This window comes from Rhodococcus sp. (in: high G+C Gram-positive bacteria) (assembly GCF_049299235.1).
In the GTDB taxonomy this organism is placed as follows: domain Bacteria; phylum Actinomycetota; class Actinomycetes; order Mycobacteriales; family Mycobacteriaceae; genus Rhodococcus.
Genome location: NZ_JBAQXC010000299.1, coordinates 1 through 22,903, shown reverse-complemented (window position 1 = coordinate 22,903; position 22,903 = coordinate 1). Strand labels below are relative to the sequence as shown.

18 protein-coding genes, 1 tRNA gene and 1 pseudogene are annotated in these 22,903 nt (G+C 68.1%); 9 read left to right on the top strand and 11 right to left on the bottom strand.

Annotated features, from left to right (window positions below; genetic code table 11):
* The 10 genes from WAX14_RS18065 to WAX14_RS18020 form a co-directional block, all read right to left on the bottom strand.
* A partial coding sequence (locus WAX14_RS18065; RefSeq protein ID WP_422629429.1) for an IS256 family transposase occupies positions 1-1,210 on the bottom strand: 1,210 nt, incomplete at its 3' end.
* A 167-nt stretch (positions 1,211-1,377) separates the two neighbouring features.
* Complete coding sequence (locus WAX14_RS18060) at positions 1,378-2,649, bottom strand: glycosyltransferase family 4 protein (protein WP_422629428.1); 1,272 nt, start codon at positions 2,647-2,649, stop codon at positions 1,378-1,380.
* A 106-nt stretch (positions 2,650-2,755) separates the two neighbouring features.
* Positions 2,756-3,646, bottom strand: a complete 891-nt coding sequence (locus tag WAX14_RS18055; RefSeq protein ID WP_422629427.1) for a MazG family protein — start codon at positions 3,644-3,646, stop codon at positions 2,756-2,758.
* The gene (mfd, locus tag WAX14_RS18050; RefSeq protein WP_422629426.1) at positions 3,643-7,293 is read right to left on the bottom strand and encodes a transcription-repair coupling factor; all 3,651 of its coding nucleotides are present in this window, start codon (positions 7,291-7,293) and stop codon (positions 3,643-3,645) included. The genes WAX14_RS18055 and mfd overlap by 4 nt, the downstream gene beginning before the upstream one ends.
* A 62-nt stretch (positions 7,294-7,355) precedes the next feature.
* Positions 7,356-7,919 carry a PIN domain-containing protein gene (locus WAX14_RS18045; protein ID WP_422629425.1) on the bottom strand — a complete coding sequence of 188 codons (564 nt, stop codon included), beginning with the start codon at positions 7,917-7,919 and terminating at the stop codon, positions 7,356-7,358.
* A 16-nt stretch (positions 7,920-7,935) separates the two neighbouring features.
* Positions 7,936-8,265 carry a helix-turn-helix domain-containing protein gene (locus tag WAX14_RS18040; protein WP_422629424.1) on the bottom strand — a complete coding sequence of 110 codons (330 nt, stop codon included), beginning with the start codon at positions 8,263-8,265 and terminating at the stop codon, positions 7,936-7,938.
* 76 nt (positions 8,266-8,341) lie between these two features.
* A complete protein-coding gene (locus tag WAX14_RS18035) occupies positions 8,342-9,589 on the bottom strand; it encodes a Tat pathway signal protein (protein WP_422629423.1) in 1,248 nt (415 codons plus the stop codon).
* On the bottom strand, positions 9,586-10,905 hold the full coding sequence (locus WAX14_RS18030) for a lipase family protein (protein WP_422629422.1): 1,320 nt from the start codon (positions 10,903-10,905) through the stop codon (positions 9,586-9,588). The genes WAX14_RS18035 and WAX14_RS18030 overlap by 4 nt, the downstream gene beginning before the upstream one ends.
* Positions 10,906-11,024: 119 nt before the next feature.
* A complete protein-coding gene (locus WAX14_RS18025) occupies positions 11,025-11,660 on the bottom strand; it encodes a ScbR family autoregulator-binding transcription factor (RefSeq protein ID WP_422629421.1) in 636 nt (211 codons plus the stop codon).
* 167 nt (positions 11,661-11,827) lie between these two features.
* A complete protein-coding gene (locus tag WAX14_RS18020; RefSeq protein WP_422629420.1) occupies positions 11,828-12,421 on the bottom strand; it encodes a TetR/AcrR family transcriptional regulator in 594 nt (197 codons plus the stop codon).
* 236 nt (positions 12,422-12,657) lie between these two features.
* On the opposite strand from WAX14_RS18020, the gene WAX14_RS18015 reads away from it, so the two are divergent.
* The 8 genes and pseudogenes from WAX14_RS18015 (at position 12,658) to WAX14_RS17980 (ending at position 21,088) form a co-directional block, all read left to right on the top strand.
* Positions 12,658-12,729: transfer RNA gene (locus WAX14_RS18015), tRNA-Gln, on the top strand.
* Positions 12,730-12,799: 70 nt separating this feature from the next.
* Positions 12,800-14,275 (top strand): bifunctional UDP-N-acetylglucosamine diphosphorylase/glucosamine-1-phosphate N-acetyltransferase GlmU, encoded by a 1,476-nt coding sequence (glmU, locus tag WAX14_RS18010; protein ID WP_422629419.1) that lies wholly within the window; start codon positions 12,800-12,802, stop codon positions 14,273-14,275.
* Positions 14,272-15,249: a ribose-phosphate diphosphokinase gene (locus tag WAX14_RS18005; protein WP_422629418.1), complete on the top strand. Its 978-nt coding sequence runs from the start codon at positions 14,272-14,274 to the stop codon at positions 15,247-15,249. The genes glmU and WAX14_RS18005 overlap by 4 nt, the downstream gene beginning before the upstream one ends.
* 68 nt (positions 15,250-15,317) lie before the next feature.
* The gene (locus WAX14_RS18000) at positions 15,318-15,947 is read left to right on the top strand and encodes a DUF2461 domain-containing protein (RefSeq protein ID WP_422629417.1); all 630 of its coding nucleotides are present in this window, start codon (positions 15,318-15,320) and stop codon (positions 15,945-15,947) included.
* Positions 15,948-16,117: 170 nt separating this feature from the next.
* Positions 16,118-16,786 carry a hypothetical protein gene (locus WAX14_RS17995; RefSeq protein ID WP_422629416.1) on the top strand — a complete coding sequence of 223 codons (669 nt, stop codon included), beginning with the start codon at positions 16,118-16,120 and terminating at the stop codon, positions 16,784-16,786.
* A gap of 137 nt (positions 16,787-16,923) precedes the next feature.
* A pseudogene (locus tag WAX14_RS17990) lies at positions 16,924-18,121 on the top strand (carbon starvation CstA family protein); the annotation flags it as partial.
* Entirely contained in the window at positions 18,118-18,318 is a 201-nt protein-coding gene (locus WAX14_RS17985; protein WP_422629415.1) for a YbdD/YjiX family protein, read from the top strand. The pseudogene WAX14_RS17990 and the gene WAX14_RS17985, both read left to right, overlap by 4 nt.
* A 109-nt stretch (positions 18,319-18,427) precedes the next feature.
* On the top strand, positions 18,428-21,088 hold the full coding sequence (locus WAX14_RS17980; protein ID WP_422629414.1) for a LuxR C-terminal-related transcriptional regulator: 2,661 nt from the start codon (positions 18,428-18,430) through the stop codon (positions 21,086-21,088).
* 3 nt (positions 21,089-21,091) lie between these two features.
* Here WAX14_RS17980 and WAX14_RS17975 read toward each other — a convergent pair whose 3' ends face one another.
* Positions 21,092-22,543, bottom strand: a complete 1,452-nt coding sequence (locus WAX14_RS17975) for a PLP-dependent aminotransferase family protein (RefSeq protein ID WP_422629413.1) — start codon at positions 22,541-22,543, stop codon at positions 21,092-21,094.
* On the opposite strand from WAX14_RS17975, the gene WAX14_RS17970 reads away from it, so the two are divergent.
* The coding region (locus WAX14_RS17970; protein ID WP_422629412.1) for an EamA family transporter at positions 22,542-22,903 on the top strand (362 nt) is incomplete at its 3' end. The genes WAX14_RS17975 and WAX14_RS17970 overlap by 2 nt on opposite strands.

Below are 22,903 nucleotides of genomic sequence, written 5' to 3'. Positions count from 1 at the left end.
CGGACGTTCCGCGACCATCCGCACCGCCCGAACCTTCAGCTCCGACGGATACCGCTTCGTGGTGTTCCCTGGCATGACTCCAACCTTCCCAACAATCGGAGTCTCCGGACTCACCGGGGCGGTTCAGGAACGCGGCCGGGTTCGGGAAGATCTCCACGACATCGGCTCGACGCTTGATTTCCTTGTTCAACCGTTCAATAGGATTATTGGACCACACCTTCTGCCAATGAGCCTTCGGAAAAGCGGTGAACGCCAACACATCATGCTTGGCCGACTCCATCAACGCCGCAGCCTTCGGAAACGACCCGGCGAACGTGTCGGTGACCTGATCCCACTGGGCAACCACCTCGGCAGGGTCGGTATGCGCGAAGATCGTCTTGACGGCCGCCATCACCGGCGGCACATGCTTGGTTGCGACGGTCGCCCGGATGTTCCGCATGAAATGCACCCGGCACCGTTGCCAGGATGAACCCGTGAATTGCTGCGCAATAGCGGATTTGAGTCCACTGTGCGCATCGGAGATCACCAGATGCACCCCTGACAGATCACGGGCTTTGAGGCTGGTGAGGAACTCGCGCCAGAACTCGTAGGATTCACTATCCCCGACCGCGGTACCGAGCACCTCCCGACTACCGTCGATCGACACCCCCGTCGCCACTACCAAGGCTTGGGACACCACGTGCGCACCGACCCGGACCTTGCAGAATGTCGCATCGAGGAACACATACGGAAAGCTCGTGTGCGCCAGAGTGCGTTCCCGGAACCGGGCGATCTCGGTGTCCAGACCTGCGCAGATCCGCGACACCTCCGACTTCGAGATCCCGGAGTCGACTCCCAACGCGCCGACCAGGTCGTCGACGCTGCGGGTGGACACCCCATGCACGTACGCTTCCATCACCACCGCATAGAGGGCTTTGTCGATCCGCCGGCGGCGTTCGAGCAGTGAGGGGAAGAACGACCCGGACCGCAGCTTGGGGATCTTGACGTCGACGTCCCCGCTGGTGGTGGCGACGGTCTTGGTGCGATGCCCGTTGCGGTGGGTGGTGCGCTGCTCGGTGCGTTCGTAGCGGCCGGCACCGAGTTTCTCGGTGGCTTCGGCTTCGATGAGGGCTTGTAGTCCGGTGCGGATCAGTTCGGCGAACACGTTGGCGCTGTCGGCGCCCTTGAGTGCGTCGAGTTGGGCGAGCAGTGCAGAATGGTCGTGGGTCATCGTGTAGCTGCTTTCTGTGAGTCACTTTGGTCGGTAACTCGTTGATCACTACGCGATGGCCCACCCTCGGTGAGGGAGCGACACGCCGTGGACCTGCCCGGATGTCCTCACCGGATTCCCACCACCCCAGGGGACTTTCCCTGATCAACGCGCGCTTATCCGTCGATCTACCCATGTCGGGACCTCGTCCTGGACAGTGAATGTCGCGTGTCGGCGAGGTCCAGAATCCATTGTTCGTACCGATCCAGCGCCGCAGTCGCAGACAATGTCTCCGCACAGTACTGCTGCCCCTTCGCCCCAAGCTCGAGTGCAAGTTCCAAGTCGGTGCCGAGTCGGATCGCCTCGTCCAACAGTAGATCCGGCCGACCGGCCGGAACGCAGATCCCGGCACCGGACGCCGCAACTTCCATCGCTGTGAATCCGCCGGAATCGGTGGCTGCGACGATCGGCTTTCCGGACCGGAAGTAGGTGGTGAGCTTGCTGGGAACGGCCATCTGCGCGACACCCGGACGTTCGTTGACCAACAGTACGTCGGCAGCACCGAGTGCCGCCGGGAACTCGTCCTCGGAAACAGGCGGGAGGAACTCGAGTGTGTCCACCTCGGAGTAGGATGCCTGCAGACGTCGGCGTTGATTTCCGTCTCCGAGCAGCACGAACCGCGCCCTGCTTCCCCTGCGGCTCGACAGCTCGGCGGCCTCGATCACGTTCTCCAGTCCTTGCTTCGCTCCCATGTTGCCGGCGTGCAGGACGACCACATCGTCGACCGCCCAGCCGTGGCGGGCACGAAACTCCTCACTTGCCGACGGATCCGGCGCGTCGACATGGTTCCAATTCCGGATTGTCCGGATGCGATGTGGATCGACCCGTAGGTCGTCGACAAGTCCGCGTACGAATCCGTCGTGTATCACCGCGACACCGTCCGCGAGACGGAGCAACGCCGACTCGAGCTCGCGGAGCGAACGTGCCGTCGGCGATCGCGCATCGCATGCCTCGACCGCGGCCCGACTGTAGACGTCGTGGACGAGGACACCGAATGCCGGCCGACCCGGAGTGAGCCGAACACGCATTCCGGCCAGAGCTGCGGCAACCAGTGGGGGCGACACGCACACGACTACACTCGGACTGTTCCAGCCTGCAGTCAGGAGTTGAAGCCCGAAGGTCAGTTCCATGACCGTTCGTCCAGGTATCGACACATTTCGGGGAATGAAATGAGCGAATCGGTGGATTCGAACCCCGTCCGCCGATTCCGCCGATCGGAATCCCGATCGACCACCCATCCGCCTCCACTGGGGATAGTGCGGGTAGCCGGTCAATACCCGAACATCGTGTCCTCGTTCGGCAAGACCCCGCGCCAAACCGGTCGTATAGGGTGCGATGCCCGATGATTCAGGCGCGTAGTTGATCCCGAGGATCGCAATTCTCAGCGCATGATCGGTCATACCTGTTCAGGCTAGTCGGAATGAATCCCGCGGGGAGCCGACTCGCGACCGGACCGGATCACGTTCGCAATCGATCCACCCCGGATACCCGGCACAGAAGATGGAGTCAGCGTGTGCCCCAGCCTCGTTCCCACGCTTCCCCGTCGAGCGGCACCGCTGGAAGTTCGGCGGCACGGGCCTCCGCTTCGACCCGCCGGATCTGCGCCACGAACGTCGTGGTGGCCCTGCGCAGCGCATCTTCGGCGTTCGTGTCATCGCCCAACCGAACCGTCCGCAGTTGCTGCGGGATCAACTCTGGCGGCATACCCGCCCCGAGCGCCCGTTCGATCACCTTTTCTGCCAACGCCAGCGCCGGCTGCGCCATCGCGATGCCGTCCAGGCACGACTCCCGCGCCTTCTCCGCTGCCTTCGCCGCTTGCCACGCCGCCTCTTGCTCGGCGGCGTCGAGCGGCCCGGTGTGGCCGTTGGTCAGATGCGGGCTGCGCCGGGACAGCTTGGTGACGAGGGTGGCGGCGACATCGTCGACGTCGAACGGGTCGGTCGGTGACTGCTGGGCGATCCGCGAGTGGAACAGCACTTGCAGCAGCAGGTCGCCGAGTTCCTCGCGCAGCCCGGCCCGGTCGCCGGCGTCGATGGCGTCGAGGAGTTCGTAGGTTTCCTCGAGCAGGTAGCGGCGCAGCGAGTCGTGGGTCTGGGTGACTTCCCAGCCGCCGAAACCCCACAGCCGGTCCATCACGTCGACGGCCTCGAGCAGTCGGTCGCCGGGCACCGGGCCCGCCGCGACCACGGCTTCGCCGCGCGCGGTCCGTGCGCCCACGGCATCACTGTCGGCATCCAGTGCGACGAGCACGTCGGCTCCCGGTTCGTGATCGAGTCCCAGCGCCGAGCGCACCGCGTCGGGCACCTCGTCGCCGTACTCGACCGGCCCGTGTAGCAGGCGCACCGCGGCTGCGGGCACCACCGCGGGGCGACGCGGGTCGAGCAGGACCACGCTCACACGCTCGCCCCCGCCGCGACCCGCACGTCCACCGACCCCTGCGGCTTCCCGTCCATCGCGAGCAGGAAGTCGGCGATGTATTGGAGCAGTTCGACGTCGCGGACCCGGTCGGAACCGACCCCACCGGTGCGCGGCAGCGGCAGTTGTACCGTCCCGCTGGTGGCACGGTATTGGGCGGCCGGGTAGATCCGTTTGAGCCGCATCTGTTTCGAATCGGGCAGTTCCATCGGCGACAGTTTGAGTTGCGTGCCGGCGACCGCGACCTCTTCGAGTCCGTATTCGCGGCACAGCAGGCGCAGTTTCGCGACGGACACGAGGCGGCGAACCTCCTCGGGCAGCGGGCCGTAGCGGTCGACGAGTTCGTCGACGACGGCGCCGATCGCGACGTCGTCCTGGGCGGCGGCGAGTTTGCGGTAGGCCTCGAGGCGCAACCGGTCGGAGGTGACGTAGTCGGCGGGGATGTGTGCGTCGACGGGCAGGTCGACCCGCACTTCCTTCGGTGCTTCGTCGGTGGTGATGGGGGTGCCGTCGGCGGCGGCGCGGTAGGCTTCGACGGCCTCACCGACGAGCCGGACGTACAGGTCGAAGCCGACACCGGCGACGTGACCGGATTGTTCGGCGCCGAGAACGTTTCCGGCGCCGCGTATTTCGAGGTCCTTCATGGCGACGGCCATGCCTGCGCCGAGGTCGGAGTTCTGGGAGATGGTCGCGAGCCGGTCGTAGGCGGTTTCGGTGAGCGGCTTCTCCGGCGGGTACAGGAAGTACGCGTATCCGCGTTCGCGGGACCGGCCGACGCGACCACGCAACTGGTGCAGCTGGGACAGGCCGAGCGCGTCGGCGCGTTCGACGATGAGCGTGTTGGCGTTGGAGATGTCCAGGCCGGTTTCGACGATCGTGGTGCACACGAGCACGTCGAATTCGCGTTCCCAGAATCCTTGCACGGTCTTTTCGAGGGTGTCCTCGTTCATCTGACCGTGTGCGACGACCACTCGGGCTTCGGGAACGAGATCACGAATCTTCTTGGCGGCCTTGTCGATCGATGAGACTCGGTTGTGGACGTAGAACACCTGTCCGTCGCGCAGCAGCTCGCGGCGAATGGCGGCGGCGACCTGTTTGTCGGAGTAACCGCCGACATAGGTGAGGATCGGGTGCCGTTCCTCCGGCGGGGTGAGGATCGTCGACATCTCACGGATGCCGGCCATGCTCATCTCCAGGGTGCGCGGGATCGGGGTCGCCGACATGGTGAGCACGTCGACGTGGGTGCGCAGCGCCTTGATGTGTTCTTTGTGTTCGACACCGAACCGCTGTTCCTCGTCGACGACGACCAGGCCGAGGTCCTTCCACCGGATCGCTGTTTGCAGCAGCCGGTGGGTGCCGACGACGATGTCGACGTCGCCGTCGGCCATCCCGGCGACGATCTCCTTCGAGTCGGCTGCGTCGGTGAATCGGCTCAGGCCCTTGACCTTCACGGGGAACGCCGCCATGCGCTCGGTGAACGTCTGCAGGTGCTGCTGCGCGAGCAGGGTGGTCGGCACCAGCACGGCGACCTGTTTGCCGTCCTGCACGGCCTTGAATGCCGCGCGCACCGCGATCTCGGTCTTGCCGTAGCCGACGTCACCGACGACGACGCGGTCCATCGGCACCGCCTTCTCCATGTCGGCTTTCACCTCGGAGATGACGGTGAGCTGGTCCTGGGTTTCGGTGAACGGGAACGCGTCCTCCATCTCCTTCTGCCACGGGGTGTCCGCGCCGAAGGCGTGGCCGGGCGAGGCCTGCCGCGCCGCGTACAGCCGCACCAGTTCTCCCGCGATCTCCTGAACTGCCTTGCGTGCCTTGCGTTTCGTGTTGGCCCAGTCGGAACCGCCGAGCTTGCTGATCGCGGGCAGTTCGCCGCCGACGTACCGAGAGAGCTGGTCGAGGGATTCCATCGGCACGAACAGGCGGTCGCCGGGCTGGCCGCGTTTGCTCGCGGCGTATTCGATGACGAGGTATTCGCGGCGGGCACCGCCGATGGTGCGTTCGACCATCTCCACGAACCGGCCGATGCCGTGCTGATCGTGCACCACGTGGTCGCCGGCGCTCAGCGCGAGCGGATCGACCTGGTTGCGGCGTTTGACGGGAGACTTGCGACCCTCGCCGGTGGTGACCCGGTTGCCGGTCAGGTCCGCTTCGGTGACGACGACGAGTCCCGGCACCCGGTTGTCGCCGTTGCCGGCCAGGACGAGACCTTCGTGCAGCGCGCCGCGGATCACGCCGACCTGCCCGCGGACCGGTTCGGCGCCCGGTTCGAGTTTGGCGGCGGGAACCTCGTTGTCCTTCAGCCGTTCGAGCACGCGCAGTCCGGTGCCGGTTCCGGCGACGACGATGACCGCGCGACCACCGGTGGTGACGTGTGCGCGCAGATTCACGAACAGCAGGGACAGCAGATCTTCGGAGCCGCGCACCTCCGGCGCGGCCGCCACCTCGAGGACCACCTCGGTGTCGGCGCCCGACGCGAGCGGGCTCAGCGTCCACCACGGCACGCCCAGCGCCTCGGTCGCTTCCCGGACCTGCCGCAGCGACCGGTACGCCGACGCGGCGAGATCCATCTTCCGGCCGTCGGCACCGGTCAGGTTCGCGGTGTCCAGGGGTGCGGCACCACCGATCGACGCCGCCGTCCACGATGCTTCGAGGAATTCCTGGCCGGTGCGCATCAGGTCGGTGGCGCGGGTGCGGACCTTCTCCGGGTCGCACAACAGCACGTGCGTGCCCGGCGCGAGCACCTCGGTGAGCAGTTGCAGCTCGCCTGGCTGCAGCACCGGAAGCAGCGCCTCCATCCCCTCGACGGGGATGCCCCCGGCGATCTTGTCGAGCATCTCGACGAGCGCCGCATCGGCCGGATTGTCGGCCGCGAGCTGCGCGGCGCGTTCCTTGACCGCCTCGGTGAGCAGCAGTTCACGGCACGGCTGGGCGATGAGTGTGGCGACGTCGACGTCGGGCAGCGACCGCTGGTCGGCGACGGAGAACGGCCGCAGCTCGGTGACCTCGTCGCCCCAGAACTCGACGCGCACCGGATGGTCGGCGGTCGGCGGGAACACGTCGAGGATGCCGCCGCGCACCGCGAACTCGCCGCGTTTTCCGACCATGTCGACGCGCGCGTAGGCGAGTTCGACGAGTCGTGCGATCAGTTCGTCGAAGTCGTGTTCGGACCCGACGCGCAGCGTGATCGGGTCGATCTCACCGAGCCCCGGCGCCATCGGCTGCACCAGCGACCGTACGGTCGCGACGATGACACGCAGTTCGGGGCCGTAGTCGCGGTCGGCGGGGCGGGCGAGCCTGCGCAGCACCTGCAGGCGCCGGCCGACGGTGTCGGCGCTCGGCGACAGCCGCTCGTGCGGCAAAGTTTCCCACGACGGGAACTGCGCGACACTGCCGCCGAGGATCTCGGTGAGTTCGGCGGTCAGGTCGTCGGCTTCGCGGCCGGTCGCGGTGACCACCAGCAGCGGGGTCTTCTCCGCGAGTGCGGCGGCGACGAACGGACGTGCCGCGGGCGGGGCGACGAGCGCCTGTTCGGCGGTGCCGGCGAGCGCGGCGACCCGCTGCAACTGGTCGTCGGCCAGCGCGATCCGCGCCAATCCGGACAGGGGGGTGGCGGGCACAGCAGACACGTGACAGTCGCTCCTGGGTGTACGACGAGAACTGTTCGATTCTATGCGCCGCGGGTTCGACGTCAGCGCGCGCACGCGAGCAGGTCGGCGCAACTGTCGCCCAACGCGCGGCGTGCCCAGGTCACCAGCCGCGACAGCAGCGCGTCGTCGGTTTCGTCGGTGCCGGGCAGCCAGCGTCTGCGCACCATCCGCAGCAGGGTGGTCCGCGCGCGGGCCGGGTCGGTGTCGACGATGAATGTGACGAACGCGTCGGGTGTCCACGGTTCGATGCCGGAGCGTTCCAGCGCGGCGGCGACGGCCCGGTCGGTGGTGACGACGGCGTCGGCGTGCGCGATCAGGGCGACCGCCGTCAGGTGGGTTTCGCTCGGATCGACAACGTACGGCACCTCCCTGAGCACGGCCGCCGGCCAGGTGACGCGCGCGTCCGGGAATGCCCGGTCCAGTTCGGCGAACAGGTAATCCCGGGCCGCTCGCGGCAGTTCCGCGGGTAGCCGGCGGTCGACGTCGGCGATGACGCCGTCGCTCCAATATGGCTGGTACAGATCTTCTTCCGCGAATGCGAGCAGAACGTCACGAACGCGCGCGTCGGCGAGGACCGACGCGCCGAGCACCACCCGAACCGGCATATCCCCTGCTTCCCGATCAGAATTGGTCGTACAGGCCGTCGCGACGTGCCAGGTCGGCGAGGTTGTCGAGGACCTGGGTGCGGACCGTGCTGCGACGCCGGGCGAGCGCGACGACATCGACTCGGTCGACACGCCGGTGCAGGCCGTGGAACTCGGCGGGCAGCGCACCGCTGTCGACCAGCCGGGACACTGCGGCAGGCGAGGTACCCAGCACGTCGGCCGCTTGCGTGACGGTCAGCAGCGGCGGCACCGCCGTGATGGTGACCGCAGCACCGTCACCGAGTTCGTCGAGCAGCCGGGCGAGCGCGGCCGGGGCCTGCTCGGCGTCGAAAGGTCCGATGGTCACGGCGGCGATGCTGTCAGGCCGCGGCGCCGAGTGCAACGGGGGCGCCGCGCAGTAGTACCGAATCAGTCGTACCGAATCAGTAGTACCGAACCTGTGTGGTGCGTGCCATCGATTGCAGGAGCGGTACCAGCCGTACCAGTGCCCGCTGCTCCAGAAATTGCTGGTCCATCGGCGTGTTCAGGGCCGCGGCCAGTTCCGCCGGGTGATCCTGGGCGAGCGTCCGGTAGACCGGCAGCATCCGGGTGGTGATGTATTCCCAGCGGGCGTCGCGGTCGGACCAGTTGAACGCGGGCAGCGGTGTCTGCAGATGCCATCGGGGGCCTGGGGCCGGGTCGTTCGTGGTCAGGGTCAGCGGGAACGCCTCGCGAGGCGGTACGACACCGGGAATGGCCGGGTCGGCGGCGACCGTGGACAGATAGGTCAGGGCCCGGCCGACCTGGCCACCGGCCGTGCGGGTGGCATCCCACTGGTCGGCGATCGATTGATACTGCTCGCGGTAGAGCAGTTCGGTGTTGCCGTGCACGACCCGGTCGGGGTTTCCGGTGGCGATGTCCTGCCAGGCCGCGACCGCGCGATCGTCGACGATGCCGGCACGGTGGAGTTCGTCGATCGCGGGCAATCCACCGGCCAGATAGGCCTCGTGCTGCGGAATCAGGTCGGTGAAGATGTGCTTGCTCATCGCGATGACCCGGATCTGGAAGTCGGCGATGTCGGCGGGGGTGATGGTGTGGCCGACGGCGAGCAGAGCCAGCAGGTCGTCGGGCAGGTTCGCGGAGGCGGGAGCGGCCGCGTCGTCGAGGGTCCGGGCGAGTTGCGCGATCACATCGCGTATCTCGTGGACACCGAGTACGGCCCGTGCCAGGTCGACATCCATGATTCCCGCCCCGAAGGACGGGCCGGCCAGGCCGCCCTGGCCGGTCCACAGGAAGTCGGGATGCTCGCGCTGCAACTTCTGGTAGTACGCGAAGGTGTCCTTCAGATTCTGTTCGTTGGCGGCCAGTCCGAGCTGCGGGTCCCACCGGTTCAGGTCGATCCCGGCGCCCCGGACCGCGACGGCGAGCCAATATTGGTGCAGCAGTGCCGCATAGCGTTCCGGTTCGACGTTCGCGGCGCGAGCACGGTCGAGCAACGGCCGCAACACCTCGGGGTCGTTCGACAACTCCGGGGCCACTCCCCCGACCTGTTCGGAGTTCAGATTGCTGCGGGGATGATCGAGGACGTCGTCGAGTTCCGGTGCCGCGGAGGCAGTTCCGACTCCCCCTAGTGCAGCGGCGGTGACGATCAGGGCGGTGACGGTCAGGGCGGCGGCGAGGAGGCGTCTCATCGTCCGGCCTCCTCGAAGCGCCGGTCGAACCAGTCGACGTTCTGCATCCCGAGCAACTCGACGCCGACCCGGACCGGGTCGGTCAGCACGTCGCCGATCCCGCACACCGCAGGATCGAATTCGACGTCGGCGCCGTGCGCGCGCCAGAAGTTGCCGAGATTCTCCGCATCCTGGAACGGAACGAGGAAGTCGTCGCGGCACGAGGTGATGAGCACCGGCGCGTTCGGGATTTCGTGTGGCCTGGTGCCGAGGGCATTCTCTGCGTAGGCGCGGGCGAAGGCCGGATTGTCGGCGGGCCTGCCGTGCACGTACAGCGCGGACAGCGGTACGAACGGGAACATCAGGTAGAGCCCCTGGCAGGTGCTGTGGAACAGGTCTGCGGCGGCCCGGCCGAGCGGGGTGAGTTCGACGTTCAGGTCGATCTCCGGGTATTTCGCGGCGAAGCCGAGCGAGTTGGCGAACACGAAGCCGGCGCCGATGCCGCCGTCCGCGGTGCGTTCGAATGTCGCACTGTCGACGACCATCGCCTGCAGCACGGTACCGACGAGGTTGAGCTCCGGTGCGTAGGTGCCTGCCATCTCGGCGGCGAATCCGGCGGCGACGCCGCCCCCGGCGATCCCGAAGATCCCGGTGGGAATGTCCGGCGCGAACCCGGCGTCCGGCAGCGCGATCGCGGCGCGCAACCCGTCGAGGGTCGCGGGGCCGCTGAACCGGCCGATCGAGAAGCCGTTGGGCGCGGTGTCGCCGTCGTTGGCGGTGTCGCTCATCATCACGGCCCAGCCGCGGCCGAACATCTGCGCGACGGGTCCGAGCGCGGCGAACAGCGACGGGTCGGTCTGGTTGCCGCCGGTCCACTGGGTGCTCGGCATGCAATCGGGGCCGAGACTGTCGTTGGCCTCCGAATAGCCGATGAGCCTGCGGTCCCCGGGCGGTGTGCCGTCCTCGGGGATCATGAGGATGCCGGTGGAGACCGTGCGGGACCCGTCGAAGTCGGTGGTGACGTACATCAGGTGGTGCGCGGTGACGTGCCCGGGCTGCACCCCGTACACCTGCACCGTGACCGGACGGTGCCGCAGCAGGGTGCCGGGGACGTCGGCGCCGGTGAGTGCGGGCGGGTCGAACCACGGGTCGGTGGAGGCGGCTCGGGGCGTCCACTGCGACGGATGCGCGATCTGTCCGTCCCGGAAGGTGCTCACCACGAACGGATTGAAGACGTCGTCGACCTGGACCGGATCGGCACCGACCGTGGTCGCCGCAGCCAGGGTCAGCGTGGTGGAGGCGGCGCAGACCGCCACGAAGTATCGCAAGGCTCGCATCGCTGCATTCCTGTCACTGGTTCACTGGTGATCGAGCGGCGCCAACCCCCGGCACAGCGCACAGTTCACCGAACAGTAACAGTCCGTTACCGGGCGATACAGGTAATTCGTCCGATTGGTCAGGCGCGCATTCTCCGCGCGGCGAACTGCCGGAAATACTCGACCTTCGGCTCCGGCACCAGCGCGGGCAGCAGGTTCGTCCACATCAGTTCGACATGTTCGATCGACCGCTCGCGGCGACCCAGCCCGGCAGCGACCGTGCGCGCCCCGACGATCATCTGGAACACCAGGAGCCCGGCGGCATCGGGATCGAAGTCGGCGGACAGGTCCCCTTCGTCCTGCGCGCGCTGCGCCAATCGGCGCAGCGTGCCGAGCCACAACTCGAACAGGTTCTCGCCGGAGCCGCAATAGTCCCCGATTTCGATGACGAGCCGGAACATCGCGCGAACAACAGGATCGGACAGCGACAGATCGACGGACAGAACCGACAATTCGATCATCGTTTCCAGGGCGGGAGTGCGCTCGTCGATCTTGGCGAGGCCGGCCTGCGACGACCGGGCGAAACCGGCGTCGATGACGCCGCGCGCGAGTTCCTCCTTCGAGCCGAAGTGGAAATACAGCGCACCCTTCGTGACACCCGACTCGTCGATGATCTCGTTGAGGCTGGCATTCGCGTATCCGAGCCGCACGAAGACCTCGGCGGCGCCGCGCAACACGGCCTCGCGAGTGACCTCCGCGCGCATCTGGCGAGGCATCTCAGTGCCCCCCGCCGTACGCCGCCGCACAACACTCGGCACAGTGGGTCGGCGTGCGGTGGATCACGGTCACCTCGATCGGTCGTGGCGGTGAATCGGCCGGGCCACGGTACCACCGTGATCGGGTTCACCTCGGGGTACGCGGACACCGGGTCGCACGGGCGGCCTCAGTCCGCGCCGAGCGTCGGGTCGGCTTCGAGTCGGGTCAGGCCGTTCCAGCACAGGTTCACCAGGTGCGCAGCGACGACCTCCTTCGACGGGCTGCGTTCGTCGAGCCACCACGTCGCGGTGGTCGCGACCATGCCGACGAGTGCCTGCGCGTAGAGCGGCGCGAGTTCCGGATCCAGGCCGCGGCGGGAGAAGTCGTCGGCGAGCAGGGTACCGACCTGCCGCATCGCCTCGTTGAGCAGGCTCGAGTAGGTGCCTTCCTCCGCGGCGACCGGCGAGTCACGCACCAGGATGAGGAAACCGTCGGTGCGGTCCTCGATGTAGGTGAGCAACGCGAGCGCGGCCCGTTCGACGCGCACTCGCGAACGATTCTGGGTGAGGCTCGCGGTGATCATCGACATGAGCACGGTCATCTCGCGGTCCACGACCACCGCGTACAGTCCTTCCTTCCCGCCGAAATGCTCGTAGACGACGGGTTTGGACACGGCGGCCCGCTGCGAGATCTCCTCGATGGACGTGCCGTCGTAGCCCCGTTCGGCGAACAGCGCCCGGCCGATGTCGATCAACTGTTCGCGGCGCTGAGTTCCGGTCATGCGAATACGCGGTGCCCGTTCGGATCGGTGCGGTGCCGGTTCGGACGGCTTCTGCGGTGTTCGTGACACGACGGTTTCCCTTTCCGGCGCCACACCTGCTGCACTGGCCCCGACGTCGAGCCTAATCGGCAGACCGGGCGGAGGGCGTCGACTCCGACCCGCGTTCGACGCGGACCGCATCGGCATGCGAGGATCACACCGCATGCCCGGGGGGTTAATCACCGGACGTGCGGCAATCCGCCGTGGTGTAATCGGCAGCACCTCTGATTTTGGTTCAGATAGTTCAGGTTCGAGTCCTGGCGGCGGAGCAAGGCGAACGGGAGCCTTCGAGGCCCCGCACGTACGTCCATGGCGCATGTCGAACGTCGAGGGAGCTTCATGCAAGCGCAGACCGCACTAGTCGTCCTGGCCGCCGGAGCGGGCACGAGGATGCGGTCGAAGACACCGAAGGTTCTGCATTCCCTCGGCGGCCGCACCATGCTCGAGCATTCGCTGCGCGCCGCCGCCGCGCTCGACCCGGATCATCTCGTCGTGGTCGTCGGCCACGACCGCGAGCGCATCGGTGCCGCCGTCACCGATCTCGCGACGACCCTCGGACGCGATATCGGCGTGGCCGTGCAGGACGAGCAACTCGGAACCGGCCATGCCGTCGAATGCGCTCTCACGGCCCTGCCCGCCGATTTCGCCGGCACCGTGGTCGTCACCGCCGCCGACGTGCCGCTGCTCGACGCAGGCACACTCCGCGCCCTGATCGGCACTCATTCCGAAGCCGAACCGGCGGCCGTCACCGTACTCACCACGACCGCCACCGATCCGACCGGCTACGGCCGGATCCTGCGCACCACCGACGGCGACGTCACCGCCATCATCGAGCACAAGGAAGCGACGCCGACCCAGCTCGCGATCACCGAGGTCAACACCGGCGTGTACGCATTCGACGCCGCCGCGTTGGGTTCGGCGCTCGGCAAGCTCAGCGCCGACAACACGCAGGGCGAGTTGTACCTGACCGATGTCGTGGCGATCACCCGCGGAGAAGGGCTCACGGTCCGCGCCCACTACACCGACGACGCGGTGCGCGTGGCCGGGGCCAACGACCGGATACAGCTCGCCGCGCTCGCCGCCGAACTGAACCGGCGCACCCTCGAACACTGGATGCGTCAGGGTGTGACCGTGACGGACCCGGCAACCACATGGATCGACATCGGCGTCGTCCTCGCACCGGACGTGACGTTGCTCCCCGGTGTGCAGCTGCACGGGAACACCTCGATCGGCGAGGACGCGGTGATCGGACCGGACACCACCCTGACCGACGTGCAGGTGGGGGCCGGGGCATCGATCGTCCGCACCCACGGATCGCAGTCGGTGATCGGCGCGGGCGCGTCCGTCGGGCCGTTCGCGTACCTGCGACCGAACAGTGAGCTCGGCGCCGAAGGTAAGATCGGCACGTTCGTCGAAACGAAGAACACACAGATCGGAGCGCATTCGAAAGTGCCGCATCTGACGTACGTCGGGGACGCGACAATCGGCGACCACTCGAACATCGGCGCCTCGAGCGTGTTCGTGAACTACGACGGCGTCAACAAGTCCCGGACGGTCGTCGGATCACACGTGCGGACCGGATCGGACACCATGTTCATCGCGCCGCTGACGGTCGGCGACGGGGCGTACACGGGTGCCGGGACGGTGCTCCGGCGGAACGTTCCACCGGGGGCGCTGGCGGTGTCGGGTACGCCACAGCGCAATATTGAGGGCTGGGTCCAGCGAAAACGAGCCGGGACCCCCGCCGCTGAGGCAGCATCGTCGGCGGTGCAGCAGCAACAGATCGAACGGCAAAAGGACGGCCTGGACCAGTGACCAATTGGATCGACAATCAGAAGAACCTGATGCTCTTCGCCGGCCGGGCACACCCCGAGCTGGCAGAGCAGGTTTCGAAGGAGCTGGGCATCTCGGTCACGCCGCAGACCGCGCGTGACTTCGCCAACGGTGAGACCTTCGTCCGGTTCGAGGAGTCCGTGCGCGGCTCCGACGCCTTCGTGCTGCAGAGCCACCCGTTCCCGCTGAACCAGTGGGTGATGGAGCAGCTCATCATGATCGACGCGCTCAAGCGTGGTTCCGCCAAGCGGATCACCGCGATCCTGCCGTTCTACCCGTACGCCCGTCAGGACAAGAAGCACCGCGGACGCGAACCCATCTCGGCTCGTCTCATCGCCGATCTGCTCAAGACCGCAGGCGCCGACCGCATCATCACCGTGGACCTGCACACCGACCAGATCCAGGGTTTCTTCGACGGCCCGGTCGACCACATGCACGCGCAGGGGCAGCTCGCCGAGTACATCCGCGGCAAGTACGGCGTCGACAACATCGCCGTCGTCTCGCCCGACTCCGGTCGTGTCCGGGTCGCCGAGAAGTGGGCCGACATCCTCGGGGGCGCCCCGCTGGCGTTCATCCACAAGACCCGCGATCCGCTGGTGCCGAACCAGGTCAAGTCCAACCGCGTGGTCGGTGAGGTCGACGGCCACACCTGCATCCTGATCGACGACATGATCGACACCGGTGGCACCATCGCCGGCGCTGTGCGTGTCCTCAAGGAGGCAGGCGCAGGCGACGTCATCATCGCCGCGACGCACGGTGTGCTGTCCGACCCGGCCGCCGAACGCCTCGCCGCGTGCGGCGCCAAAGAGGTCATCGTCACCAACACGCTGCCGATCCCGCCGGAGAAGCAGTTCGACGCACTCACCGTGCTGTCGATCGCTCCGCTGCTGGCGCAGACCATCCGCGAGGTGTTCGAGAACGGCTCGGTGACGTCACTGTTCAACGGCGTCGCCTGACACGCACCGCCTGATCCTGCCACCGGACGCCGCTCGACGGTTCCCGCCGCGGGCGGCACACTGGCGGGATGTTCACAGGATTCCCGGTCGCCGCGCTCGACTTCTACGAGGACCTCGAAGCCGACAACAGCACAGCATTCTGGGCCGCGCACAAAACCGTCTACGACGCTTGCGTGCGCGGCCCGATGCTTGCCCTGCTCGCCGACCTGGAGCCGGAGTTCGGGTCCGGCAAGGCATTTCGGCCGCACCGTGACATCCGGTTCAGCAAGGACAAGTCGCCGTACAAGACGCATCAGGGCGGGTTCGTGCAGACCGCTCCCGGCGTCGGCTTCTACGTGCAGATCGATGCCGCCGGACTCCTCGTCGCCGGCGGCTTCTACGCCGGATCCGGCGCGCAGGTCGCGGCGTACCGCGCGGCCGTCGACGACGAGCGACGGGGCACCCAGCTCGAGAAACTGATCCGGAAACTGGGCCGCGACGGTTTCGAAATCGGTGGTGCGCAACTGAAGACGCGTCCACGTGGGGCCGATCCGAACCATCCCCGGCTCGACCTGCTGCGCCACACGGCGCTCACCGCGGGGCGCACCGAGCAGTCACCGCCCTGGCTCGACGACGCGCGCGCACTCGACGAGGTCCGCGACGCCTGGCTCCGTTTCCGGCCGCTCGTGGAGTGGCTCACCGCAGCGACCGCCACGTGACGGCCCGAGCAACCGAACCGACCACCCGGTACGGAAAGTGCTGCGCCACAACACTTTGCCCACCGGCCACCTCCGGTTAACATGATCTTCGTCACTTTCCCACCCGTACCCGCAGGTCACGCCCGTCCCGCGCGCCATATCCCTTCGATTCTCACCTAAGGTGGCTCCTCGTGATCGACGCGCACACCCTCGAGGCCCCCACCGAATCCACGACATTCCGGACAGCACGACGGTGGACGCCGGGTGCATGCGTGTGGTGCGGCGAACTCGACGCCGTCGAGGAATACCGCAACGAACCGCGCTGCGCGACCTGCCGCACCCATGAGGACATCATCGAGGAAGCCCGCAAGTTCGTCGGCATGTACGGCCTGCGCCCGATCGGCGGCACCCTCCAGTCCGACGACGAGGAAGAGTACGAGCATCGGCTCGCCGCGCGCGATGCCCGCCGCACCCTGAACGACGTTCGACTGGCCGAGCAGCCCGATCCGGCGCTCGTGCGCAAGGCACTGCGACCCCGCGCGGCCGCAGTGGTCGCCGAGACCGCCCCGGCGCGCGCATCGAAACCGCGTACCGCATCGTCCCGAACCGCATCGGCCCGCACCTCCACCGGAACCGCACCTGCATCGGTGCGCACCGACACCGTCGACGTCGACGAGATCCAGACCCGCGCGATCGCCCTGCTCGACCAACTCTCCGCGGTCGATGCCCAACTCGCGCTCGTCGCCGAGCAGACCGGCCTCGCCGCCCGCGCCCGCCGCAGCGACCTCGAGAAGCAGAAGGCCACCATCCTGCGCACCCTCGGCGCGCTGGAGAAGGCACGGCTCAGCGCGCTGTCCTGACGCCCTGCCGGGCACCTCGTACCCGTCTGCCGCTTTCCCGGTTCCAGTCCGCCACCACACGGTAGCGTGACCGCTGTCACCACACGCGCAGTCGAGGTTTGCCCCGCCGTTCGGACCGCCGACCCGGGCCGAACCCGCGCTACCTGCGCCCCGGGAAGGTCTCGGAAGTCTCGCTCATCGGTGTGGTCCTGCTGCTGGCGATCATCGGCGGCGGCTGGGTGGCCGAAACCGAGTGGGGCGCCGACTGGTTCACCTTGTCGAAGGTGACGATCGCGTGGCTGCTCATCGCCTACGGTGTCGCCGCGGCGGTGCTGCCCGTGTGGCTGCTGCTGGCCCCGCGCGACTACCTGTCGACGTTCATGTCCGGACATCACCCCGGAGCAGATTTCCGCCGCCGCCGACGCGATCGGTGAGGAGTCGATCATCTCCCGTACCGGCGGGGCGCCGACCCTCGCGTTCGGCATATCACAGGTGCTCAGCGACCTGTTCGGCGGCGACAGCCTCACATCGTTCTGGTACCACTTCGCGATCATGCTCGAGGCATTGTTCATCCTGACCACCGTCGATGCCGGCACCCGCGTGGCTCGGTTCATGCTGTCGGATTCGCTCGGCAACTTCGGTGGTCCCGCCCGCCGATTCAAGGACCCGTCCTGGCGGCCCGGCGCGTGGCTGTGCACGCTGATCGTCGTCGGCCTGTGGGGTGCGATTCTGCTGATGGGAGTGACCGACCCGCTCGGCGGCATCAACACGCTGTTCCCGCTGTTCGGCATCGCCAACCAGCTGCTGGCTGCGATCGCCCTGACCGTGGTGCTCACCATCGTCGTGAAGACGGGTCTGTTCAAATGGGCGTGGATTCCGGGAGTCCCGCTGGTGTGGGACCTCGTGGTGACGATGACCGCGTCGTGGCAGAAGATCTTCTCCTCGGATCGCGCAGTCGGCTACTGGGCGCAGCACAACGCGTTCGTCGATGCGAAGAACTCGGGCGCGACCAGCTTCGGATCGGCGAAGACCGCCGCCGCGATCGACGCCGTCATCCGCAACACGTTCATCCAGGGCACCCTGTCGATCGTGTTCGCGGTGCTGGTGCTGATCGTCGTCGCCGCCGGGGTGGTGGTGTGTATCCGCGCGGTGCGGGCCGGCGGCCTGCCCACCACCGAAACTCCCGACGTTCCTTCGAAGATCTTCGCTCCCGCCGGATTCGTGCCCACTCCCGCCGAACGCGACCTACGGAAACAGTGGGACGCGCTGATCGACGCCGGGACGGTCCGGGTACCCGGCGCAGCGCACACCCACCCCGACCATGCCCACCGGCACGACCAGGACGGCCCGACGTGAGCGCGGCGCTACCCGTCGTGACCGTGCTGCGTCGCGTCCGCTGGTGGGTCGGAGAGCTGATGGGCGACCACGACTACGCGCGATACGTCGCCCACGTGCGTCGACACCATCCGAGGACACCGGTCCCGACCGAACGCGAATACTGGCGCGACCGGCACGCGGCGGCCGATACGAACCCCGGTTCCCGCTGCTGCTGACCGGTGGTCGGTATGGTGTCGATACCCAGGCGATGACGGCCCGTCGCGGACGCACCGATTCGGGCTCGTCGGATTCTCGATCTCGTCCCGAGTTGTCGAAGGAGTCCGCGTGAGCGTTCCGCCCCCCGGTCGCGTCGGGGTCCCCACCTGGAGGGCTCTGCGCAGTGCGATGCCCAGGCCCCGGCTGACCGCACTGCTCGACCGTGAATCGGCGTTGACGATGGTGTTCGCCCCGTCCGGATTCGGTAAACGCACCCTCGTCGCGTCGTGGTTGCACGGCGGTGGCGCCCCCGGCCGGTCCGTGCTGTGGGTGCCGTCGCCACCGGCCGACGCGACCGCAGACCAGGTCTGGACGTCTGTTCTCGACTGCTGCCGTGCCGCCGGCTTCGCCGTGCCCGATGACACCGCCGGCTTCGCCGTGCCCGATGACACCGCCGGCGTCGCCGTGCCCGATGACACCGCCGGCTTCGCCGTGCCCGAGAGCGCCGCCGGCCCGCGTGATGTTCTCGTCCGCACCCTCGGCGAGCAGGACACACCGGTCGTGCTGGTCCTGTCCGGGATGCCCGTCGAGATCGGACGGACGCTCATCGCGCCGCTGCTCGATCTACTCGATGTGTGTCCCGCCGTCGATGTGATCGTGTGCCTGCACGGCAGCACTTCCGCGATACTCGACGTCACCGCGCGCGGTATCGACTGTACGTTCGTGTCCGCCGACGACCTCGCCTTCACCCGCGACGAAACCGTCGAATTCTGTCGCCTCAGCGGCATCACCCTGCCCGACACGGCCATCGCCGATCTGCACGACGCACTCGGTGGGGTGCCCGCGCTGGTGTCCGGTGCGGTGGCGGTCGTCCGAAACCGCCCGGGATTCCGCATCGACCGGCACGGTCTGCTCGATGCGGGCCTCGCCGCATTCGTCAATCAGTACGTCGCCGATCGACTCGCGCGCCTCACCGCCGATCAGCGAGCGTTCGCCTTGTCGATCGTTGCCGTCAGGAACATCGACCCGGACGGGGCAGTTGCCCTGACCGGACGTGCGGACGCCGGTCGGCTACTCGTCCGACTCGAGACCGTCGGCTTGATGGCCGGCTCGTTCGGTGTCGGCGCGCCCGACTGGTGGTGGCCGCCCGCCGTCCGCGACCGCGTGCTGTGGGTGTCGCGGGAGGAGAAGCCCGGCCATGCCGACGAGTTGCTGGCCCGGCTGGCACACTCCGAAATGGACGCGGGGCGGCCCGCGTCGGCGGCACTATATGCGGCCGAGGCCGGGAACTGGACGATCGCCGCGGACATCGTCAACCGTTCCTGGGTGGACATGGCCTCCCACCGGATCGGTGAACTGGTCCGGGTGATGCGGGCGCTGCCCGACGAGGTGCTCGTCGACCACCCCGGCCTTCGGGCGGGACGGGCGCTGGTCACCACGATGCTCGACGAACATCCGATTCTGCGGGAAAACCCCGTCGACGATCCCGCCGCGCTCACGGATCCGGCTCGGCTGGCCGAAGCGATCAACTATCTGTACATCGTGACGGCACAGACCATCGCGATGCGCCGGGCAGGCAACATCGCCGAGGCAGCGGCCCGCACCCGGCAACTCGAACCGCTCGTCTCCGGCATCATCGCCCGTCAACCGGCCGCGATCGGTGAACCGTTGCCGATGCTGCGAACGCAGTGGGCGTTGACCCAGCAACTCGCAGGGAACCTGCCCGAAGCGACGACCGTGTTCCGGCGCGCCTACCAGAGCGGCGTGTCCTACGAACTGGGTTTCGTGGCGGTGCAGTCCGCTGGCGGCTCGGCGCTGGGCTGGGCGCTGGCCGGTGACAATGTCCGTGTCCGCGAATGGCTTGAGCGGGATCGCCGCTACGCAGGCGCGGAGTCGCGATCCGGTGCCGCCACGATGTCCGGACTGGTGGCCGCGGTACTGCAGCACCTCGATGTGCTCGAACTCGCCGCCGCGAAGGAGCCGCTCGAGTCGCTCGGTCGGCCGAGCGTGCGCGAGGAACTGTGGGCGTTCGTCGCCTACGTCCACTCGCAGTACGCGCTGGCCACCCACGACGCCTACTCGGGTCTGACCTGGTTGCACCACACCATCGCCGCCCACGCCGACAAGCACACGCCGGGTGCGTTCTCACGTGTGCTGCTCACCGCCGTCGAGGTGGACCTGCACCTCGCACTCGGCAACGGAAATCTGGCCCGAGCCACCGTCGACGGGGCACCCGAGGACCACCCGCTCCTCGTGGTGGCGGCGGCGCGGGTCGAATTGCTCACCGGTCACCCGGAGATCGCGTCGAAGCTACTCAAGCGGATCTCCTGGACGGACTGCGGTTATCCGCGGGCACATCTCGAGGCCCTGCTGCTCGAGGCCGCGGCGCAAGTCGATCGGGACGAGCGCGATGACGCGGTGCGTGCCTGGGATCGCGCATGCATGCTCGCGGTCCGGCTCGTCAACCACCGGGCATTCACCACTCTGCCCCGGCGCCATCTCGACGCGCTCGTCGCATGGAGTGGCACCCCGGTGCCGGGCGGACCGGTCGAGGCGTTGTTCCCCGGCGCCATCACCCGTGTGGAGTTGTCACGCCGGGAGGCGGGCGTGCTGACACTGCTCGCGCGGGGATCGACGCTCGCCGAGATCGCGAAGGAACTGTTCGTCTCCCCGAACACCGTGAAAACCCAGTTGCGCAGCGTCTACCGGAAACTCGGCGTGCACACGCGACTCGAGGCGGTCGGGCGTGCGCGGGAGTTGCGGTTGCTTCCGTCGACCGACCGATCCTGATCGTCACCGGTGCACACCGCTCGGTGAGCCGGCGCCACGCCTCGGGTGCTGATGATCGAGCGCAGCCCCGATGATCTTCGCTGCGGCGGGGAACGCCCCCGGATTGGGACCGGAGAAGTTCAGCCGCAGATGCGGGCCGGTGGGTTCGGCGGGGAACCACTCGTCGCCCGCGGTCACGACGACCCCGGCGGCTTCGCAGTCACGAACCAGCGCGACGGTGTCGGTGTGTTCGGGCAGCCTCCCCCACAGGTTCAGCCCGCCCGCCGGCACGGCGTCGAGGTGCAGTCCGGGCGCATGCTCACGCAGTGCCCCGGCGAGCAGATCCCGGCGCGCGGCGAGTTGCGGCCGCAGACCGCGCAGATGGGTGCGCCAACCGGGTTGGGTGACGACGTCGACGGCGACCGCTTGGAGTACCCCACTGACGTACATGGACTGGGCCTGCACTTCGGCGAGGATGCGGTCCCGGGCAGGGCCCCGCGCGACGATCCCCGCGATCCGCACCGACGGGGACACGCTCTTGGTGAGCGATCGGACGTAGACGACGTGCCCGCTGTCGTCGCGGGTGGCGAGCGGCACCGATTCGGCGCTGATCCCGAAGTCGTGTGCCCAGTCGTCCTCGACGACGAATGCGCCCGCGTCACGGACCAGGCGCAGAACGTCGGTGACCAGGTCCGGTGCCCACTGCGCACCGGTGGGGTTCGCGAAGTTCGGTTGCGCGTAGAAGACACGCGCCCCGGTGCGGTCGAAGGCGCGGGCGAGTTCCCCGAGGTCGGGGCCGGCGGCGCCACTGGGTACCGGTACGACCTGTACACCGGCCTGCGCGGCCGCGACCATCGCACCCCAATAGGTGGGTGATTCGACGAGCAGCGGATTGCCCGCGCCGACGAGCGCGTGGAACGCGGCGCTGAGCCCGCTCTGACTGCCGGGGACGACAATGGTGTCGCTCGGCGTCGAGGGCCCGACGCCGGGCGGCATCGCCGATCCCAGTTCGGACGCGAACCAGGCCTGGAGTTCGGGGATGCCCGCGATCGGTGGGCGACCCACGACGGCGTCGCTCCGCGCGGCCCGACCGAACGCGCTCCGCACCAGTCGTTCCGGTAGCAGTTCGCGGTCCGGATAGCCGGAGTGCAACGCGATGAGATCGTTCGGGACGGTACGCAGCGACGTGGGGAGCCGCGGGACGCGGCGGTCCGGCGATCCGAGCGCCGCGGTCTGCCAGCCGTAGTCCGCCGGTCCGGCCACCCGTACGCTTCGAACGAAAGTGCCTACGCCTGGTCGACTTTCCACCATTCCCTGTGTTTGGAGTGTGCGGAGCGCGGACTGGACGGTGACCGGGCTCGCGCCGTACTTCGCGACCAGAGCTCGGGTCGACGGAAGCTTCGCGCCCGGGGGTGCCGTCGCGATCACGCGGCGGAGGTCGGACACGATCCGGGCACTGCTGCTATCGTCAGACATGAGACACTACAGTAGCGCTATCGTACCGGATCGTCGGGCGCTATCGCCGACGCGAAGCGGCCTGGGGTGGGGTCTGCTCGGCGTGGCGGCATTCTCCCTCACCGTTCCGCTCACGCGAACAACGGTGCAGGACGGCGCGATGTCGGCGATGTTCGTCGGGATCGGCCGCGCGGCGCTCGCGGCGGTCCTCGCAGCGGTGGCACTCGCCGTCACCCGGCAACGACTCCCCCGCGGCGCCCAATGGCTACGACTCGCCGTGGTCGCCTGCGGCGTCGTGATCGGCTTCCCCCTCCTCACCGCATATGCGCTGACCACCACATCGGCAGCCCACAGCGCCGTGGTGATCGCCCTGCTCCCCGC

Excerpts from the sequence above, each read along its gene's own strand:
- WAX14_RS18060 (WP_422629428.1), bottom strand. The coding sequence starts at position 2,649 with ATGACCGATCATGCGCTGAGAATTGCGATCCTCGGGATCAACTACGCG.
- WAX14_RS18045 (WP_422629425.1), bottom strand. The coding sequence starts at position 7,919 with ATGCCGGTTCGGGTGGTGCTCGGCGCGTCGGTCCTCGCCGACGCGCGC.
- WAX14_RS18035 (WP_422629423.1), bottom strand. The coding sequence starts at position 9,589 with ATGAGACGCCTCCTCGCCGCCGCCCTGACCGTCACCGCCCTGATCGTC.
- WAX14_RS18030 (WP_422629422.1), bottom strand. The coding sequence starts at position 10,905 with ATGCGAGCCTTGCGATACTTCGTGGCGGTCTGCGCCGCCTCCACCACG.
- WAX14_RS18025 (WP_422629421.1), bottom strand. The coding sequence starts at position 11,660 with ATGCCTCGCCAGATGCGCGCGGAGGTCACTCGCGAGGCCGTGTTGCGC.
- WAX14_RS18020 (WP_422629420.1), bottom strand. The coding sequence starts at position 12,421 with ATGACCGGAACTCAGCGCCGCGAACAGTTGATCGACATCGGCCGGGCG.
- glmU (WP_422629419.1), top strand. The coding sequence starts at position 12,800 with ATGCAAGCGCAGACCGCACTAGTCGTCCTGGCCGCCGGAGCGGGCACG.
- WAX14_RS18000 (WP_422629417.1), top strand. The coding sequence starts at position 15,318 with ATGTTCACAGGATTCCCGGTCGCCGCGCTCGACTTCTACGAGGACCTC.
- WAX14_RS17975 (WP_422629413.1), bottom strand. The coding sequence starts at position 22,543 with ATGTCTGACGATAGCAGCAGTGCCCGGATCGTGTCCGACCTCCGCCGC.